We start from the raw sequence: 18,096 nt of genomic DNA, 5'->3' as shown, positions 1-18,096 counted from the left end.
TTAGCAAAGTGGAATTCCACTAATGCAACAACCCTTTAATTTAGGAAAGTTTCTCTTCTATAATTTCTGGTTCTTCAGAATTATCTATAAAAACATAATAGGAGTATATCAATAAAAGCAAAATTATAAAAATAGCAGAAAATCTATACATAATTGCATAACTTTTATGCTCAGCAATGAAACTTAGAAGAATTGATCCAAGTGTATAGGATAAATCCATGGAAGATAAGAAAGTTCCGTTAGCAGCTCCCTGCCTATTAGAAGGAGATCGGTTTACAGCCCAAGCTTGAAGAGAAGGCTGAACGGCACCATACCCAAGTCCGTAGAATAAGGAGGAGAGTATAAGCATTATAATAGAGTTTGCATAGGAGAGCATTATGAGACCTATTATTAAGCAAATTGAGCCGGGTAATATTACTACAGCATGTCCTTTTTCGTCAAATATTTTTCCAACAAGAGGCCGTGTTATTAAAATCATTGCAACAAATCCAATAAAATAAATCCAAATAGAGGATATTTTTAGCTCCTGCCCGTATAACATTATATAACTCATAATTCCACATAATGTGATTACAAGAAAAAAGCATAATAAAGAAGGCAAGGCTGCTTTTTTTTCAAAGGAATCTTTTAATGAGCATTTGGAAATCGTATTAGATGTTGAAGAGATTTTTATAGTTGATTTAACTTGACTGAGGAATATAATACCAATACCTACTAAAGTTATTGAAATAAGAACAATATTTTTAAAACTGTATAAATTCATTATTACTATTGCAACCATAGGCGATAATGCCATGGATATTATCATTGAAAGAGAATAGTAGCCCATGCCCTCACCGCGTTTCTCTTTTGGCACAATATTAGAAAAAATTGCAGCAGCACCAGTAGAAGCAAGTCCCCAACCTATGCCTTGAATGACGCGAACCAATATTATTGCATCTATTGGAAGCCAGATATATGATAGTGTGCTTCCAGCAAGTATTAGAGCGCCTAAAAGCAGTAGAGGTTTGATTTCGATCCTATCCATAATATTGCCTATGAATAATCTAACAAGTAAAGAAGTTATTGAAAATGTACTTACAACTAGGCTGGCTTCTAAATTATTACCGCCACATAGCTTCGCATATGCAGGAAGAGTTGGAGTTAACATATAAAAAGCTAAGTATATAAATAAATTTGAAAGTAGCATAAATATATAATTTTTGGTCCAAAGTTTTGATGAATTAAAATGATTTTTTATTTCCACATTGATTCCTCCTTTTGTATTATAAACTATTTATATTTTTATCAATTTTTAAAAGAACTGCATTATATACTTCCAGTTTTTCAAGAGATATGTCTTTAAGTAATTTATTAAATAAATCTTCTAAAAAAGGAGAAACCTCTCCAATAATATTTAAACCACTATCTGTTATATGGATTTCAAAGGAACGTCTATCCTCTTTGCTTGGATGTCTTTCAATGAAAGCCTTTCTTTCAAGTATATCAAGTATTCTAGCTAAAGTGGATTGGTCTTTGCCTGAAACTTCAGCTAAAAGTTTCTGACTTATTTTATTTTGTTTAGAGAGTTTTAATAGTACTGTCCATTGCTCGGTTGTAATATTAAATTTTTCTAACTTATTATTTAGATAAGATGTTAATTTTTTAGAAACTTTATTTGTTAACATTCCAATATCTTGATCGTAGGATTCAAACATATAATTACCTCCAATAAATAAAGTTGTTGTAAATATAATTGTTTTGCAAATAATTGCTACAACAACTAATTATAAGTATATTTCAAAAAAAATCAAGACTAATTTGATTATAGAATAAAAACTATAATGAAAAAAAATTTATTAATAATAAAAAGATCCACATTATAAACAAAGTTATCAACAGATTCTGTTGATAACTTTGTTTATAATGTGTGAACAATAACATAAATATTTAATACTTATGCCATTTTTATATTTAATTGATAAAGATATGTTCGACTAATCAATCGAGAGATATATTTAGACGGAATTAATTTAACTGTCTTGTCTATTTTGAGTTATAAATTACTTAAAATTAAATGAATTTAAATGTTGCTGAAGGATTTTAAGAAGTTTATATAGTGATTTGATTCTCTAAGAACATGATCAGCAAAGAGTGGTAGAATTATTGATTTTATTTTGCAAGTTAAAAGGCCTTCAGTACCCTGGGCTTTGAAGTTTCTTAGATTAGTGGCTGCACTTAAGGTGGTCTCGGTAAGTTCGGACAAATCTTCTGCTGATTTATCCATATCAGAAGCCTCATCTCTCAATGCCTCGAATTCTTTTCCAAAGTTATTAGCTATATTGAATAATTCTACTTCGGTAGGATCTAGCATTCCTCTAATAGTAAATGAATGTTCTGCTAACTTATCATCCCAAAAGTTTTCAAGTATTAGTATATCTCTCTTAGTACCAATTCCGACACCACTTTGCAATCGTGTTAGAAGTTCTGTAAATATTATTGCTTCACTAAGCACATGGTTTAGAACTGCAGGATATAAAGTCGTAAATACCTTACAAGATAGGACATCATTTCTAAGTTTTGTTTTAAATTTAATAATCATATTAGTTGCAGCTATAGACTGGTGGTTAAGCATATATACATTATCGGTTAACATAGATGTATCACTATTTCTCATGCCAGATATTAATGACTTTTCCATAGAAGTTATATTAGAGTCTATAAAGATTCCAGTAGCAAATTGAGTAGCCTTTTCGGCATCAATTGTATATTTTGTGATTATTTCATTGGAATCTAATGTTTCGAAAGGGATAACTCCATCTGATAGTAATATGGCACGAGAGAGTAAAGTTGTAAACTCATTTTTAAAGGCATCAGCTTGACTTATAAGATCTTTGTTCTTTGGTGGTAGGGCTGCTTCAATAAATATCGAGTGTTCCCGCATAATTCTTAGAAAGAATAAGTTTAATTCTAAAGATTGGTTAATAAACTCTTGCTTTGATAGCATTTTCTACTCCTGAATATATTCTTTATATCTTTATTAATATATTCAAAAATAAAAATTAAGTGATATATTAATTTTTATCAATTCGCATTATTATGGAAGCTGGGTGGTAAATAATATATAATAAAATAAAAGTTATATATACTTTAGGATGAGGTAGATAATGAATAAAGAAATATTAACTAAAGGCTTTGATGAATTAGAGCTAGAAAAAGATATTAAAGAAAAAGATGATTTTATATTGATTGATAAAGATGGAGTTATATTGGAATATAGAGTCATTTTTACAGAGAAAGAGCTATTGGAATATCTTAATGACCATAAAGGTCATACAGAAAATAGAAGTGGCTTATTAGTGACATTTGAATGTAATAATATTTTAGGAGAATTTTATAATACTATATTTTTAAAGAAATTTAGATTTGATAGCTATTCTAATCTCAAAATGGATAGTCATTTACGACTGATACTTAATAATTGTGAATTTGTTGAGGATATAGAATTATTAGGGGGAGATTATAAAAGAATAAAAATCAATAATTGCATAATAAGAAATAACATGTTTGTAAGGTTCATAAACTGTGATAAGTTAAGAATAAGTGAAACTGTGGTTAAAGAAAGCATAATAGTGGAGAATTCTGAGGTTGGAAAATTCTATGGAAATGCATCTATATTTAAAGAAAATTTGCTTTTCCAAGAAGTTAACATACTGAATGATTTTATCCTTGACAAAATTAAAGGAGAAAAGGAATTATGCTTTGTTGATTGTAGATTTGAAGGATTAAGCAAGTTGGAGTTAGATATAAATGGGGAATTAAGTTTTTTGCAGTGTTCTTTTTATAAAAAATCAGAAATTAATTTTGATGATATTAAAGGTAAGTTTAGTCTGTATAAAACTAATTTCTCAGATAAATGTTATCTGGAATATGAACTATTGGAAAACAAAAAGTACAAGCCTCTGATTTTTGACAATGACTTTAAGAAAACAAAATGGAACTTTTTGATCGTATCAGATATATATAAATCTAGTGGAAGGATAGATCAATACCTTGAAACGCTTTATTATTTTAAGAAGTATGAGAGATTAGAGAGAAAAAGTAAAAATAAAGGTAATTTTAATTTGCTGTATTATTTAATTGGCATAACTACAAAGTACTATACAAGTTGGGAGAGAACATTATTGTCTATGGTAGTAGTGATTGTTTCATTTTTTCTACTATACTGTTTCTTTCCTAATTTGCTGATGTGTAAGGATGTTCAATTGAATTCAAAAAATTTATTCATAACAGTATTTGAAATGCTTAAGAATTCGAATTTTGTGCTAATTTTTTAATTAGTAAGTTTGGTAATACATTATATTTTACAATAATAACATTTACAACCGTTGGATATGGTGATATAATCCCGCTAAACTGGATGAAGATGGCTGTTAGTTTAGAGTCATTCTTGGGAGTGTTTTTTACATCGAGCTTTGTAGTATCTCTATCAAGAAGATTTATGTAATGAAAGTAAATATGTTAATTTCAAAGTTAAAGTCTTAAAATTAACTCTTGAGAACTTATGAATATCAATAAAAAAATCACTGCATTTTTGCGGTGATTTTTATTTATCAAAGTTCATTAGCTTGACAAATAGTTATTGAATAGTATACTGTATGTTATACAGTATGGTGTTCAATATGCAGAGCCTATAATAATAGGAGGTGAAAACATGGGAGAAAATGATGCTAAAGAAAAGTTGATAGATGTTACTATACATATGATATGTGAAGGCAAAAAGCCTAGTGAAATTACCGTAAAAGATATTACCGAGAAGGCAGGACTTGGTAATGGAATGGTAAACTATCATTTCCAGAGTAAAGATAATTTAATTCGTCTAGCAGTAAAAAAGGTTATGAGTTGTGCAACGAGATCTTTAAGTGAGAAAATGAAATCAAAGAGTAATGAATCATCAATTTATAGACTCACCTTCATATTAAAAGAAGTTGCAAACTTTATTGCAGATAATTCTGAAATTTCTAAGATTGCGATTTTAGATGACTTAGAGAATAATCAGATGACAGCACATTTACTAGGGTCAGAAGAGGAATACAATAAGTGCCTTAGGGAACTTTATGGAGATGACACGCATAAATTTTGGGTTAAGAACTACTTAATTGCAGGATATTTAAATTACATATTCTTAAAGGCAGAAAATATAAAGAATGAAATGGGATTTGATTTCTATAAAAAAGAGGATAGAGAAAAAGCAATTGAGAATTTAGTTAATGAATTAGCCAATTGTAATATGTCTAAGATGAAATAGGTAGGCAAATTTATATAAATATATTGTGGATACTTAAAAATAATAATAGATAAATTTAATATAAAAGGAGTAATTATACTATGATGATTGTAGATAAAGAAAAGTGTGTGGGATGTGGACTTTGTGTTAAAGATTGTTTTCCTAATGATATTGAGATAAATGGAAACAAGGCAGAAATCAAAAATGTTAGATGTATGAAGTGTGGACACTGTATTGCAGTTTGCCCTAAAGGAGCAGTATCTACAGATGAATATAATATGGAAGATGTAAAAGATTATAATGAGTCTGAGTTTAAGATAGAATCGGAGAAACTTCTTAATTTTATTAAATTTAGGAGAACTACAAGACAATTTAAAGATAAAGAAGTAGAAAAAGAAAAGATATTAAAAATTATTGAGGCTGGTAGATTCACTCAAACTGGAACTAATAGTCAAAATGTTTCATATGTAGTTGTGGAAGATAATATTGAATTATTGAAGGAATTGGCTTTAAAAAACTTAAAAACTAGAGGGGAGGAAATACTTAAAAATCTAAATCCACAAACTTTACCTTTCAAGAGATACGCACAAATGTGGATTAAAATGTATAATGATTATAAAGAGGATTCTAAGAAGAATGATAAATTATTTTTTAATGCACCTGCATTAATTCTTGCAGTTTCAGATTCAACTGTAAATGCTTCTTTAGCGTCATCTAATATGGAGCTTATGACTAATGCTTTAGGCCTTGGAACATTTTTTAGTGGATTCTTTACAATGGCAGCACAGGGAAATGATGAAATAAGAGACTTACTTGGTTTAAAAGGTAAAGAAGAAATTGTAACATGTATGGTTGTTGGATATCCTAATGTGAAATATGTTAGAACTGTTCCAAGAAGAGATGCAAATATCTCTTGGAAATAGGAATTAATATTATATAGTAAAAATAGAGTTATCTTAGATTGGGTTTCCGGTATAAGATGACTCTATTTTTATTGATAAAAAATTAAAGATCTTTGTAATCCAGCCTAATTATTTATGATAATAAAATAATTAGGCTAGATTAAATATTAAATTAGCTTAACATTTATCTTTGCAAGTAAAAGTGAATATTAAAATCAAGGATATTCAATTAGCTTATTTTCGACTACTTGAATATAGTAAAATACAATGTTATCATGAAAATATTATATTTAGCCTATTAAGTTATATTATTACAGATAAGTTGTGTTTATATTTGCTATTTGTAGTATTATGTATATTAATGTAGTTAATTCTAGAGAAAGATAAAGTTTATAGGAGTGTTAATGAAATGAATAGGAATAGTAAACTGTTTAGAAAGATAGTGATTGGAATTATCATTATGCTTCTACTCCCAACTGTAACTGTTGGATTAGTAGCAATTTTTAAGTCTGATGTTGTTTTGGAGAATAATTTGAAGACTACAAGTGTTCAAACTATTAAAGAAGTTGATAAAGGTTTTTCGCAATATCTAGAAATTTTGAATACTCAATTGAGAGTAATATCGAAAAATGCCGATATCAAAGATTTATCAAATCCGCAAGTAGATCATGCACTAATATCTAAATATGTACAAGGTATGTTTAAAGATACTAAGGATTCAATAAATGGAATTATTAATGCAGGATATGCAACTGAATATGGAGAGCTTGTATTAGATAGTGGAACGATGAATATTAATGATTTCAATTATAAAGAAAGGGAATGGTATAAGAAAGCTAAGGAAGCTGATGGAAAGGTTGTATACATAAAACCATATAAAGATAGCGTAACAGGAAAGCAAGTAATGACAGTTGCTCAAGCTGTTAAAGATAATAATGGACAAATCACCGGGGTAATAGTAATAGATATGTCTTTAGATTCTATGCAAGAATATATTAGTAACATAAAACTACTGAATACGGGATTCATAGTACTAGTCGATAACGATGGAGATGTTGTAGCAAATAACAATAATAATAAAGAGATAGATGATAATATTAGTAAATTACCATTTTGGGAATCAGCTAAGGATGAAGAAAGAGGAGTATATAATTGGAAAAATAATGGGAAAGAATTTTATGCCTGTCAAGAAACAGATGCTTTAACAGGGTGGAAAATGGTAGGTATAATTGATGGCAAAGAAGTAACAAATAATGTTTTAACAATGAAGGTAACAGTTATTACTGCTAATTTATTATGTGTAATTATAGGAATAATTATATCAATGATTTCAGCATCGTATATTGTGAAAGAAATACATAAATTAAAAGAAGCGTTTAGTACAGTAGCTGAAGGAGACTTCAGTAAAAGAATAATTGTAACGGCTAAAGATGAATTCGCTGAACTTGGAGATAACTTTAATTTTATGGTAGAGAATATCTCGAAGTTATTGAAAGGAATTCAAAATACATCATCTGATTTATTGGAGGCATCAGGAAATATATCTAGTATGTCTGAGGAAACAACTGCATCAGTATCAGAAGTTTCAAATGCAATACAAGAAGTCGCAAATGGAGCTACAAATCAAGCGCAATCAGCAACAGAGGTTGCAACGAGTACTGAAGAATTATCAAATAGGATAGATGAAGTTGATGGAGAGACTAATCATATTAATGAGTTAGCTGGTGAAGCTGAGAAATTAGGTACTCAAGGATTATCTATACTTAATGACTTGATATTTAAAGCTGAAAAGTCTAAAGAGAATGCAATTAAGTCTGGCGGCATGGTTCATGAAATGGGAGAAAGTATAAATAAAATAAATTATATATCGGATGTAATAGCAGGAATAACTGAACAAACTAATCTTTTAGCTTTAAATGCAAGTATAGAAGCTGCAAGAGCTGGAGATGCGGGAAAAGGCTTTGCGGTGGTTGCAGAAGAAATCAGAAAACTAGCAGAAGAATCAAAAAAATCTACAGATGAAATAAAATCAATTGTTTCAGAAATAAATAATAAGAGCGATTCTACCAAAATAGCCATGAAAGAAAGTAGAGAAATGTCACAAAAACAAGGAGAGGCAATAAAGAAAACAGAAGGTATATTTAATGAAATAGTTGATTCTATAATTCCTTTAACAGGCGCAATAGAAAATATTAAGGTCTTAAATGAAAAAATGAAGTTAAATAAAGAGGAAGTTAAGACACAAATTGAAAATATAGCAGCGGTTTCAGAGGAATCAGCATCAATATCTGAAGAGGTTACAGCATCAGCTCAGGAAGTAAATGCAACAATGTCAGAATTAACAGAGTATGCTGGCAATTTACAACAAATATCATATAAATTGCAAGAGGAATTAAAGATGTTTACTGTAGAATAGTATTTTAAATAGGAAGACATTAATATAAAGAAAGCCATCTTTTGTAAGTGTATATAAATATGTTTAGACACTTTCAAGAGATGGCCTTTATATATAAGATATTATTTTTACTACATCATTTCTAACATTTGTTTTATTATTCTAGTAGAATTTTTAACTGCGATTGGTATAAATTTCTCATAATCCATATGAGCACCATTATTTGCGTTATCAGAAATAGATCTTATAACTACAAAAGGAATTGCGTTTAGATAGCAAACTTGAGCTATACTAGCGCCTTCCATTTCACAAGATATTGCTCCAAACTCCTGATCAAGCCAATGAATTTTTTCTATATTTGCTATGAATTGGTCACCAGAAGCGATTCTTCCTGTAAAACTATTTAATTCTGCAATTTTCTCGCATGCATTCTTAGCTATAGAAACCATTTCTTTATCACATTTAAAGTCAAATGTATCGAGTCTTGGAATCTGCCCAACCTTATCTCCGAAAGCTGTAGTATCCATGTCATGTTGAACTAAATTTTCAGCAACAACAATATCACCAGGATAAATTTCTTTTCCTATTCCACCAGCAACTCCTACATTGATAATTTTATCTACTTTGTATTCAGATGCTAATATTTGAGTGCAAATAGCTGAATTAACTTTACCGATACCGCAAACTACAGCTACAACATCTTTTCCATATAATTTTCCTTTGTGGAAAGTCATATTAGCCTTATCTTTTTTTTCTTCAATAGTTAAATCATTTAGTAATAGTTCTAATTCTTCTGCCATAGCAGCAATTATTCCAATAATCATATATAAAGTGAGCCTCCTAAAATAATTAATTAATAAATATGATATAACCTATGTATATATTTAATTATTATGTAAATTTATTGAGTAATATATAGAAACTAAAAATGAACAAGTTCTTAATATGAACGAAAGCAGTAAATTTCATCATATCCCTATTAAATTCAATAAATTGCAGTAAAATAAATATTTTGGTTAAACATAGATGATACTTAATATATATTATAATCATTAGTTTGACAATTTAATAGATAAATTTGTAAAATTATTTGTGCACTCCGTGTGAGGGTAAAAGAAAGGCTTTGGTATTAATTAACATATATATGTAAATAATCATTATTAAGGCTATAATATATAATAATTATACTGCCAATTTTCGATTGTTTTTGTGTTATAATATCAATTAAAAGTATAAGATAATAAGGAGAGAAAATTTATGACAGCACAACATTCTTTATCAAGAACTGAACTTTTGATAGGTAAAGATGGATTAGATAAATTAAAAAATAGTAAAGTTATTGTTTTTGGAGTAGGTGGAGTTGGGAGCTATACTATAGAGGCTCTTGCAAGAGCAGGAGTAGGTGAATTAATCATTGTTGATGATGATACTGTTTGCTTAACAAATTTAAATAGACAAGTGCATGCTACATATAAGACAATAAGTCAACCTAAAGTAGAAGTGATGAAAGAAAGAATATTATCTATAAATAGAACATGCAATGTTATAACACATCAAATTTTTGTTACACAAGAAAATATAGAGTCTATAATTCCTGATGATGTAGATTATGTAGTTGATGCAATAGATACAGTGTCAGCTAAATTAGGTTTAGTAGAATATTGTTATAAAAAGGGCATAAGAATAATGAGTTCTATGGGAACTGGTAATAAATTAGATCCTACACAATTTAAAGTTACAGATATATTTAAGACAAAAATCTGTCCTTTGGCTAAGGTTATGAGATCTGAGTTACGTAAAAGAGGAATAGAAAAATTAAAGGTAGTATATTCAGAAGAAGTTCCGATAAAACCTAACTATGATGATGTTGTTACATGTAAAACAGGATGTGTTTGTACTGGTGGTACTAAGAAGTGCGCTATTAAAAGACAAATACCGGGAAGTATATCATTCGTTCCTCCGGTTGCAGGAATGATAATTGGTGGAGAGGTTATAAAAGATATATTAGAAATAAAGTAATACTAGATTCAGGTATTGGTCTAAAAGCTTCAAGTATATAGTAAATTTATAGTGATTGATTTTAACTGACTCTTTTGGTGAAGTATATTGTATTTTTTTTAGTAAAAGGATACTATATATTTACTTGAAAGAGTTAGTTTTTTTATTAATTATAGACAAATCTAAAAGAAGGTGAGCATCATGAAGCGTATTGATAGAATTTACAATTATATCGAAAATAACTCGAAAAAATTTACAAAGAATAAGCTCTTAGAAGTTAAAGGATTTAGCGCGCAAGAAATAGGAGAATATCTTGAAATATTAAGAAGTAACGTATCAAGGGAACTTAATACACTATGTAGAGATTCCAAAATTATCAAGATTAAAAATAGACCCGTTCTTTATTTCGATAGAAAAAGCTTTGAGGAAATATTATCTATAAAGTTACCAGACGATTTGGAAGAGATATCAGATATAATGGAATTTGCCTCAAGTGAAGATGTGGTAAGAGATGAAGAAAAATCTCCTTTTAACTATTTAATTGGAGCTAATACCAGCCTAAAAAATCAAATCGAACAAGCAAAGGCTGCGCTCTTATATCCTCCTAATGGACTTCACACATTGATAATTGGAAGTACAGGAGTTGGGAAAAGCTTATTTGTTAATATAATGTACCAGTATTCAAAATATATAAAAAAATTACCTGAAGATGCGCCTTTTGTTGTTTTCAATTGTGCGGATTATGCTAATAATCCACAATTACTTTTATCGTATATTTTTGGACATATTAAGGGTGCTTTTACAGGGGCTGATAAGGAAAAAGAGGGAATTGTTGAAAAGGCTGATGGAGGAATATTATTTTTAGATGAGATACATAGATTACCACCAGAAGGGCAAGAAATGATTTTCTATTTTATGGATACAGGAACCTATAATAAGCTTGGAGAAACAGATAGGCAGCGCAAAGCTAACGTATTGTTAATAGGTGCTACAACAGAAGATCCTAATTCTACATTACTAAATACTTTTATTAGAAGAATTCCTATAACCATAGTTATTCCTAACTTTGAAGAGAGATCATTACAAGATAAATTGGAACTTATACACTACTTACTTTCTAAGGAAGCTCAACGGGTAAATAAGACTATTAAAATTTCATCGGAATCGATAAAAGCATTAATTGGAAGTACAACATATGGAAATGTGGGTCAATTAAAGTCAAATATACAGCTAGTTTGTGCCACAGGATTTCTAAATTGCATGAATACAGATAAATGTATTGAGATAAATTTAGATTTACTACCAGAAAGTATGAGAAATGGGATACTTAATTTTGAAGGTAAAATAAAAGATGATTCCAATTTTTGGGGAAGGGTTCCTAGTACATTAGTGGTTAAACCTGATGGTAACAAAACTTTTTTAGAGACTGACGCTTATGAGCCACCATTTAATATTTACAATATTATAGAGGACAAGGCATTTGTTTTACAAGAAGAAGGTATGAGTGACCAGGATATTAAAAATTATATAACAACAGATATAAATGTTCATTTAAAGCAATTTTATGCTAGATTCAAGAATGATGCGTATCGTAGAGAAGGTTTATTGAAAATTGTTGATAAAGATATTGTTGATTTTGCTGAAGAAATAAAAATGTTAGCTGAAAATAGATTGAGCAGAAAGTTAAGTGATAGATTTATATATGCCATAAGCCTACATTTCAGCGCGTTATTTAATCGTATAAAGAAAAACACAGTATCATTTTCAACAAATATTGAGTTAACATTATCATCTAATAGTAAAGAATATGGAGTAGCTAAAGAGATTCATAAGTTAATAGAGGATAGATATAACTTAATAATTCCAGAAGTTGAAATAGAATATTTAGCTTTACTTCTAAGCTCAATACAAGAATTATCACATCAAGAAAGAGTTGGAATAGTAGTTGCATCTCATGGTACAAGCACTGCTACAAGCATGGTGGCGGTGGCTAAAAAACTTTTTGATGCAGATAATATTGCAGCAGTTGATATGCCGCTTGAAAGAAAACCTTCTGATATTATAGATAGTGTTATTGAAAAAGTTAAGCAAGTAGATGAAGGGAAAGGTGTATTACTTTTAGTAGATATGGGATCTTTAAATAGTTTTGGTGAAACTATAACGAAAAAGACCAAGATAAATATTAAGAGTATTGATATGGTATCAACGGCTCTAGTACTAGAAGCAGTCAGAAAATGCTCAATTTTTGATGCTGATCTAAATTCAGTATATTCATATTTAATTACTGATTTTAGAGGATATACTAATAATATGATGACAGAAGGTAAAATGGGAGAAGAGAATGCTATAATTACAATTTGCTCCACAGGTAAGGGCGCTGCGATTAAACTCAAAGAGTTAGTTGAAGCTGTAGCAAAGAATATCTCAATTAACGATAATGTTAGAATAATCCCAGTAGGATTAAATAATCTAAATGAGTCAATAAAACAGATTTCGCGGAAAAATAAAATTTTAGCACTTGTGGGAATAGCAAATCCTAATATGGGAATTCCCTTTATATCGATTGAAGAACTAATTGATGGATCTGGAGAAAATATTTTAAGAAATATAATTGAAGGAAAGGATATTAATCCGGTTATAAAAGGAGAAAATCAGATTGTTTTAAAAAATCTTTGTAAGCAAACTTTAACAGAGATTTTAACCTTTCTTAATCCTGAAAAGATATATTCGTTATTAGATGATTTTATAAAATCTATCGAAAAATCTTTGAATGTACATTATGAGAATCCAACTAAACTAAGAATTATGTTTCATGTTGCATGTGCATTAGAAAGGATGCTTTTAAATAATGGACTGGTATATGATTCATCTGATTCAGAATTAAATCCAAGATATCTGGAAGTGTTAAGAAGAGCAAATTTAATATTTAAAGAAGCTTTATCAATAGAGCTGACGGATGATGAGCTATACTATATGATTGATGTTATAGATGTGTGTTAAATTTAGTTTATATAAGAAAAATAATGTGTCAAAATACAATTAAAAGTGTGTCAAATAATACTTTAGAGTGTCAAGGTGAAAACTTATCCGCATTGTATGCGTTTAGAATTCATGTTTGGAGAAAGGTATTTGTTGACACACTTTTTTTGGCATGGGAATTGCTAGGTATATTGGTATAGAAATAATATATGTAGCAGGAAAGGATGATGAAATAATGATAGCAGTAATCATAGGTACTCATGGTATATTCTCGGAAGAAATCCTTAAATCAGCTGAAATGATTTTTGGAGTCCAAGAAAATGTGAGAAGTGTTACTTTTCAGCCAGGCGAGGGTATAGATGCTCTAGTTGAAAAATACAATTCACTTATAGAAAAAATGAATTCAACAGATGGCGTATTGTTCATGGTAGACCTTTTTGGAGGAAGTCCATTTAATGCAGCGAGCATAATTGCAATGAAGCATGAGAATATGGAAATTGTGACAGGTGTTAATCTCCCAATGATATTAGAGGTTCTAGGAAGTAGAGATTTTTCAAGTGTGTCAGAACTTTTATCAATTGCAGAAAATTCGGGAAAGGAGGCTATAAGAACTTTATCTAAAAATATTGCAGAGGATCTAGATGATGAGATAATATAGCAACCTATGATTAGTTAGTATAAGAATTACATGAATTTAATTATAATATGAAATTTGAAAGGTGAGATATAAAGATGGAAATTAGTTTTGTAAGAATAGATGACAGATTAATACATGGACAAGTTGCAACAGTTTGGACAAAGTATAGTGGATGCAATAGAATATTTGCCTGCAGTGATGAAGTTGCAGCAGATGACTTAAGAAAACAATTAGTAATTCAAGTAGCGCCTCCAGGGATAAAAGCATATGTGCTTCCAATAGCAAAGGCAATTGAAGCATATAATAATCCTAAATTTGACAGTTTTAAAACTTTATTCTTATTTACAAACCCTACAGATGTATTAAGAATGGTTGAAGGTGGAGTACCTATTAAATCTGTAAACGTTGGAGGAATGTGCTATAAGGCTGGAGATAAACAGGTTACAAATGCATTATGCATGAATGATGTTGATATTGAGGCATTTAAAAAGCTTAATGAAAAAGGCATCGAATTAGAGGTGAGGAAACTAGCAAAAGATCCTAAAGTAAATTTGATGGACAAATTTAAAGAATTACAACTTATATAGACATAAATTTTACCTAAAACCAAAGATAAGATCCTTTAAAAACTCTTAGATTTTGATAGAAGGAATAATAAATCCTGTTAAAAGATTAGATATATAAAATTTAAAAAAGTTTTTATATATAAATTAAAAGAAAGAGGGGAATTTACAAATGAGCACTTTACAATTAATTTTATTAGTAATAGTTGCAGCAATTACTGGTATGGCAAGTGTACTTGATGAGGCACAATTTCATAGACCAATAATTGCATGTACATTGGTTGGACTTGTACTAGGGGATATTAAAACAGGAATTATACTAGGTGGAACACTTGAAATGCTAGCATTAGGATGGATGAATGTTGGTGCAGCTATGGCACCAGATGCGGCGCTTGCAAGTGTAATTTCAGCAATACTTGTTATAATCGGTAAACAATCAATTGGAGCAGGTATAGCAGTAGCAGTACCAATTGCAGCTGCAGGACAAGTTCTTACTATATTTGTGAGAACAATAACTGTATTTTTCCAACACTTAGCTGATAAATATGCTGAAAAGGGTAACACAAGAGGAATAGAAATGTGTCATATACTAGGGCTATCACTTCAAGCAATACGTGTAGCGATACCAGCAGCCATAGTAGGAGTACTTGCAGGAACAGATGCAGTAAATGCAGCACTTGCAGCTATACCACAAGTTATTACAAGAGGACTTCAAGTGTCAGGTGGATTTATAGTAGTTGTTGGTTATGCAATGGTAATGAATATGATGAATAGTAAATCATTACTACCATTCTTCTTCATTGGATTTCTACTAGCAGCATTTACAAACTTCAATTTAATTGGTTTTGGTGCTGTAGGTGTTATTGCAGCAATATTCCATATAAAATCAATAGCTAATGAAGGTAAAGTAGCAGTAGCTGGAACAGGAAGTATTGATGATATTGATGATTCAGAGTTAATGTAAGTACGGAAAGGAGATAAAATAATGAGTGAAAAGAAATTAAATAAAAGTGATATAGTAAAAATGTTTATCCGTTCAAATTTCTTATTGGGATCATTTAATTTTGAAAGAATGCAAGCAATAGGTTTTTGTGTTACATTAATTCCAGCTTTGAAGAAATTATATAAAGGTGACGAATTAAGTGCAGCACTTAAAAGACATTTGGAATTCTTTAATACACAACCATTTATGGCAACGCCAATTATGGGAATAACAGCAGCTATGGAAGAACAAAAGGCAAATGGGGCAGATATAGATGAGGCATCAATAAGTGGTGTTAAGATTGGTCTTATGGGACCACTTGCCGGAGTTGGAGACCCAATATTCTGGGGAACACTAAGACCTGTGCTTGCAGCATTAGGGGCAGGACTTGCACTTACAGGAAGTATAATTGGACCATTAATTTTCTTCATAGGATTCAATGCAATAAGACTTGCAACAAACTGGTATGGAATGTTCTATGGATATGAAAAAGGAACTCAATTAGTTGCTGATATGGGAGGAAATAAACTTAGATATCTTACAGAAGGTGCTTCAGTACTTGGATTACTTGTTATAGGTGGTCTTGTTTCAAAATGGACAACTGTTAATATACCTTTTGTTCTCTCTAAATATACACAAGCTGATGGAAAAGAAGTAGTTACAACTATTCAAAGTGTACTAGACAGCTTAATGCCAGGATTAGTTCCGCTTTTACTAACATTTTTATGTATGTATCTATTAAAGAAGAACGTGAATCCATTAATAATAATCTTTGGATTATTTGCAGTAGGTATTTTGGGCGTAGCTTGTGGAATATTACAGTAGATATATAAATATCAAATAAATAAACGGTTAAATTAGATAATATAGTAAACTTCCTTAAAAATAGAACCCGCAATATATTAGCATGGTATGTAGAAATATCAACAATATATTGTGGGTTTTGTGTATAAGTATGTACTAAATCCGACTTTTGTGGATAAAATTTATGCATTAGGTCTAAGTATATAGCTACAATAGTAAATTTGCATTTGATATCTGAATAATGTAAGTTCACAATCAAGATTAAATCTAGAAAACCAATATTAGTATATATGGTACTATAAAAATATGAAATATATAATCTCTTATATATTTTAAAAAGAGAGGGTTATTTATGAAACTAGAGTATAATTATATTGCTTTTCTAATTATCAATTTTTAGTTAGTGTAAGAAGGGCGTATAGGGTTATGAGGTGGCACTTATGTAACCAGTAATAATCTTCTATATAGAATTTAGGGAAATATAATTGATAAGAGTAACTAAGATTACAGCAAAAAGGAAAATTAAAATAAGTGTTGAATGATTATATAGGAATGTTGAATAGTGAAATTGAAAATAATAAATAATGGATTAAGAATCGAGAAGACAGATTTTCATAATTGTAGAGGGGAATTATATGGAATCAAACATGAAAGTAAAGATACAAGGAAATAGATCGAATAAAACAGAATATTTAATAAGAGATATAGATGATATTATCATTGGTAGATTCAGTACTGATGAATTAACTGACAGAAGCAAAACATGCAACGTCAATCTTAAGTTCTATAGAGAATATAATTATGAATTATTAAGTGATACACTATCGCTTATATTAAAGGGAATATTTAAAGATTCGAATATTTTTAAGGTTAACATAAAAGTTCTTGAAAAAATAGACTTAACTGCATTTTTAGATCTAGGTTTTACTCTAGAAGGAATATTTAATGAAAATGAATATTTTCAAGGTGAATATCTTGATGAACTGTCATTTGGTATAACTAGAATTGAATATGACCAAATGTGCAGGTATTCATTAGTGGAATTAAAAGGGGAAAATATAATTCTTAGAAATCTGACTCCTAGCAATGCTCAAGAAATGTTGGATTATTATAAAAGAAATAAAAATTACTTGGCTCCTTTCGAACCAAGTAGAGATAGTGATTTCTACACAGTTGAGACACAAAGAAAATTGTTAAATAAGAGTTATAAGGAATTTTTAAATGGAACAAGTGTAGATTTGGGTATTTTTAAAGAAGAAAAATTGATTGGAAAGATAAAACTTTCACGAATTATATATGGATCGTTGAAGAATGGCATATTAGGTTATTCAATAGATGAAAATGAGCAGGGGAATGGCTATATGCAAGAGAGTGTAAAACTGCTACTAAATTATGCGTTTAAAGAATGTGGTCTTCATAGAATAGAAGCATCAGCTTTGATAAATAACAAAAAATCCAAAAATGTATTAACTAAATGTGGATTCAGATTAATTGGAGTAAATGAAAAATATCTATTAATTAATGGAAAGTGGGAGGATCATGAGACCTATTATATATTAGAAGAATACTT

Annotated in this window: 16 protein-coding genes (1 of these 16 cut by a window edge); 12 read left to right on the top strand and 4 right to left on the bottom strand. The window is 29.6% G+C overall.

From position 1 onward, the window contains the following. Nucleotides 1-40 precede the first annotated feature (40 nt). The 3 genes from AXY43_RS13090 to AXY43_RS13080 form a co-directional block, all read right to left on the bottom strand. Complete coding sequence (locus tag AXY43_RS13090) at nucleotides 41-1,246, bottom strand: MFS transporter (RefSeq protein ID WP_105411639.1); 1,206 nt, start codon at nucleotides 1,244-1,246, stop codon at nucleotides 41-43. 19 nt (nucleotides 1,247-1,265) lie between these two features. Further along, entirely contained in the window at nucleotides 1,266-1,697 is a 432-nt protein-coding gene (locus tag AXY43_RS13085; RefSeq protein WP_105411638.1) for a MarR family winged helix-turn-helix transcriptional regulator, read from the bottom strand. A gap of 365 nt (nucleotides 1,698-2,062) precedes the next feature. Further along, nucleotides 2,063-2,986 carry a DUF2935 domain-containing protein gene (locus AXY43_RS13080; RefSeq protein ID WP_105411637.1) on the bottom strand — a complete coding sequence of 308 codons (924 nt, stop codon included), beginning with the start codon at nucleotides 2,984-2,986 and terminating at the stop codon, nucleotides 2,063-2,065. 160 nt (nucleotides 2,987-3,146) lie between these two features. On the opposite strand from AXY43_RS13080, the gene AXY43_RS13075 reads away from it, so the two are divergent. The 5 genes from AXY43_RS13075 to AXY43_RS13060 all read left to right on the top strand — a co-directional run bounded on the left by AXY43_RS13075 (nucleotide 3,147) and on the right by AXY43_RS13060 (nucleotide 8,584). Continuing rightward, the gene (locus tag AXY43_RS13075) at nucleotides 3,147-4,316 is read left to right on the top strand and encodes a two pore domain potassium channel family protein (protein ID WP_243099087.1); all 1,170 of its coding nucleotides are present in this window, start codon (nucleotides 3,147-3,149) and stop codon (nucleotides 4,314-4,316) included. Then, the gene (locus AXY43_RS27945) at nucleotides 4,316-4,486 is read left to right on the top strand and encodes an ion channel (protein WP_347501440.1); all 171 of its coding nucleotides are present in this window, start codon (nucleotides 4,316-4,318) and stop codon (nucleotides 4,484-4,486) included. The genes AXY43_RS13075 and AXY43_RS27945 overlap by 1 nt, the downstream gene beginning before the upstream one ends. A gap of 207 nt (nucleotides 4,487-4,693) precedes the next feature. Continuing rightward, entirely contained in the window at nucleotides 4,694-5,287 is a 594-nt protein-coding gene (locus AXY43_RS13070; protein ID WP_038458100.1) for a TetR/AcrR family transcriptional regulator, read from the top strand. An 80-nt stretch (nucleotides 5,288-5,367) separates the two neighbouring features. Further along, the gene (locus AXY43_RS13065; protein ID WP_077869675.1) at nucleotides 5,368-6,189 is read left to right on the top strand and encodes a nitroreductase family protein; all 822 of its coding nucleotides are present in this window, start codon (nucleotides 5,368-5,370) and stop codon (nucleotides 6,187-6,189) included. Between the two features lie 388 nt (nucleotides 6,190-6,577). Next, nucleotides 6,578-8,584 (top strand): methyl-accepting chemotaxis protein, encoded by a 2,007-nt coding sequence (locus AXY43_RS13060; RefSeq protein WP_087702681.1) that lies wholly within the window; start codon nucleotides 6,578-6,580, stop codon nucleotides 8,582-8,584. Between the two features lie 110 nt (nucleotides 8,585-8,694). Here AXY43_RS13060 and AXY43_RS13055 read toward each other — a convergent pair whose 3' ends face one another. Next, nucleotides 8,695-9,387 (bottom strand): 5'-methylthioadenosine/adenosylhomocysteine nucleosidase, encoded by a 693-nt coding sequence (locus AXY43_RS13055; protein ID WP_087702682.1) that lies wholly within the window; start codon nucleotides 9,385-9,387, stop codon nucleotides 8,695-8,697. A gap of 433 nt (nucleotides 9,388-9,820) precedes the next feature. Between AXY43_RS13055 and AXY43_RS13050 the strand changes: the two genes are divergently transcribed. The 7 genes from AXY43_RS13050 to AXY43_RS13020 all read left to right on the top strand — a co-directional run. Next, entirely contained in the window at nucleotides 9,821-10,582 is a 762-nt protein-coding gene (locus tag AXY43_RS13050) for a tRNA threonylcarbamoyladenosine dehydratase (protein WP_012061066.1), read from the top strand. 180 nt (nucleotides 10,583-10,762) lie between these two features. Next, a complete protein-coding gene (locus tag AXY43_RS13045) occupies nucleotides 10,763-13,561 on the top strand; it encodes a sigma 54-interacting transcriptional regulator (RefSeq protein WP_087702684.1) in 2,799 nt (932 codons plus the stop codon). 214 nt (nucleotides 13,562-13,775) lie between these two features. Then, nucleotides 13,776-14,198: a PTS sugar transporter subunit IIA gene (locus tag AXY43_RS13040; protein ID WP_087702687.1), complete on the top strand. Its 423-nt coding sequence runs from the start codon at nucleotides 13,776-13,778 to the stop codon at nucleotides 14,196-14,198. Between the two features lie 74 nt (nucleotides 14,199-14,272). Then, nucleotides 14,273-14,764 carry a mannose/fructose/sorbose PTS transporter subunit IIB gene (locus AXY43_RS13035; RefSeq protein WP_023976850.1) on the top strand — a complete coding sequence of 164 codons (492 nt, stop codon included), beginning with the start codon at nucleotides 14,273-14,275 and terminating at the stop codon, nucleotides 14,762-14,764. Between the two features lie 148 nt (nucleotides 14,765-14,912). Next, nucleotides 14,913-15,704 (top strand): PTS mannose/fructose/sorbose transporter subunit IIC, encoded by a 792-nt coding sequence (locus AXY43_RS13030; RefSeq protein ID WP_012061062.1) that lies wholly within the window; start codon nucleotides 14,913-14,915, stop codon nucleotides 15,702-15,704. Nucleotides 15,705-15,725: 21 nt separating this feature from the next. Next, nucleotides 15,726-16,547, top strand: coding sequence for a PTS system mannose/fructose/sorbose family transporter subunit IID (locus AXY43_RS13025; RefSeq protein ID WP_012061061.1), 822 nt, complete (start codon nucleotides 15,726-15,728; stop codon nucleotides 16,545-16,547). Nucleotides 16,548-17,161: 614 nt separating this feature from the next. After that, a protein-coding gene (locus AXY43_RS13020) for a GNAT family N-acetyltransferase (RefSeq protein ID WP_023977094.1) crosses the window boundary here: on the top strand, nucleotides 17,162-18,096 show its 5' portion. The gene runs 13 nt beyond the window's last position; 935 of the gene's 948 nt are visible here — the first part of the coding sequence; it begins with the start codon at nucleotides 17,162-17,164; its stop codon lies beyond the right edge, outside the window.

Origin of the sequence: Clostridium sp. MF28 (assembly GCF_002969175.1) — a bacterium.
GTDB lineage: Bacteria > Bacillota > Clostridia > Clostridiales > Clostridiaceae > Clostridium > Clostridium beijerinckii.
This window is presented reverse-complemented; position numbering and strand designations above follow the sequence as displayed.

Bases quoted from the DNA above. Each gene is read 5' to 3' on its own strand.
- AXY43_RS13070 (WP_038458100.1), top strand. From the start codon at position 4,694: ATGGGAGAAAATGATGCTAAAGAAAAGTTGATAGATGTTACTATACAT.
- AXY43_RS13035 (WP_023976850.1), top strand. From the start codon at position 14,273: ATGGAAATTAGTTTTGTAAGAATAGATGACAGATTAATACATGGACAA.
- AXY43_RS13085 (WP_105411638.1), bottom strand. From the start codon at position 1,697: ATGTTTGAATCCTACGATCAAGATATTGGAATGTTAACAAATAAAGTT.
- AXY43_RS13055 (WP_087702682.1), bottom strand. From the start codon at position 9,387: ATGATTATTGGAATAATTGCTGCTATGGCAGAAGAATTAGAACTATTA.
- AXY43_RS13040 (WP_087702687.1), top strand. From the start codon at position 13,776: ATGATAGCAGTAATCATAGGTACTCATGGTATATTCTCGGAAGAAATC.
- AXY43_RS13060 (WP_087702681.1), top strand. From the start codon at position 6,578: ATGAATAGGAATAGTAAACTGTTTAGAAAGATAGTGATTGGAATTATC.
- AXY43_RS13075 (WP_243099087.1), top strand. From the start codon at position 3,147: ATGAATAAAGAAATATTAACTAAAGGCTTTGATGAATTAGAGCTAGAA.
- AXY43_RS13065 (WP_077869675.1), top strand. From the start codon at position 5,368: ATGATGATTGTAGATAAAGAAAAGTGTGTGGGATGTGGACTTTGTGTT.
- AXY43_RS13030 (WP_012061062.1), top strand. From the start codon at position 14,913: ATGAGCACTTTACAATTAATTTTATTAGTAATAGTTGCAGCAATTACT.
- AXY43_RS13080 (WP_105411637.1), bottom strand. From the start codon at position 2,986: ATGCTATCAAAGCAAGAGTTTATTAACCAATCTTTAGAATTAAACTTA.
- AXY43_RS13050 (WP_012061066.1), top strand. From the start codon at position 9,821: ATGACAGCACAACATTCTTTATCAAGAACTGAACTTTTGATAGGTAAA.
- AXY43_RS13025 (WP_012061061.1), top strand. From the start codon at position 15,726: ATGAGTGAAAAGAAATTAAATAAAAGTGATATAGTAAAAATGTTTATC.
- AXY43_RS13045 (WP_087702684.1), top strand. From the start codon at position 10,763: ATGAAGCGTATTGATAGAATTTACAATTATATCGAAAATAACTCGAAA.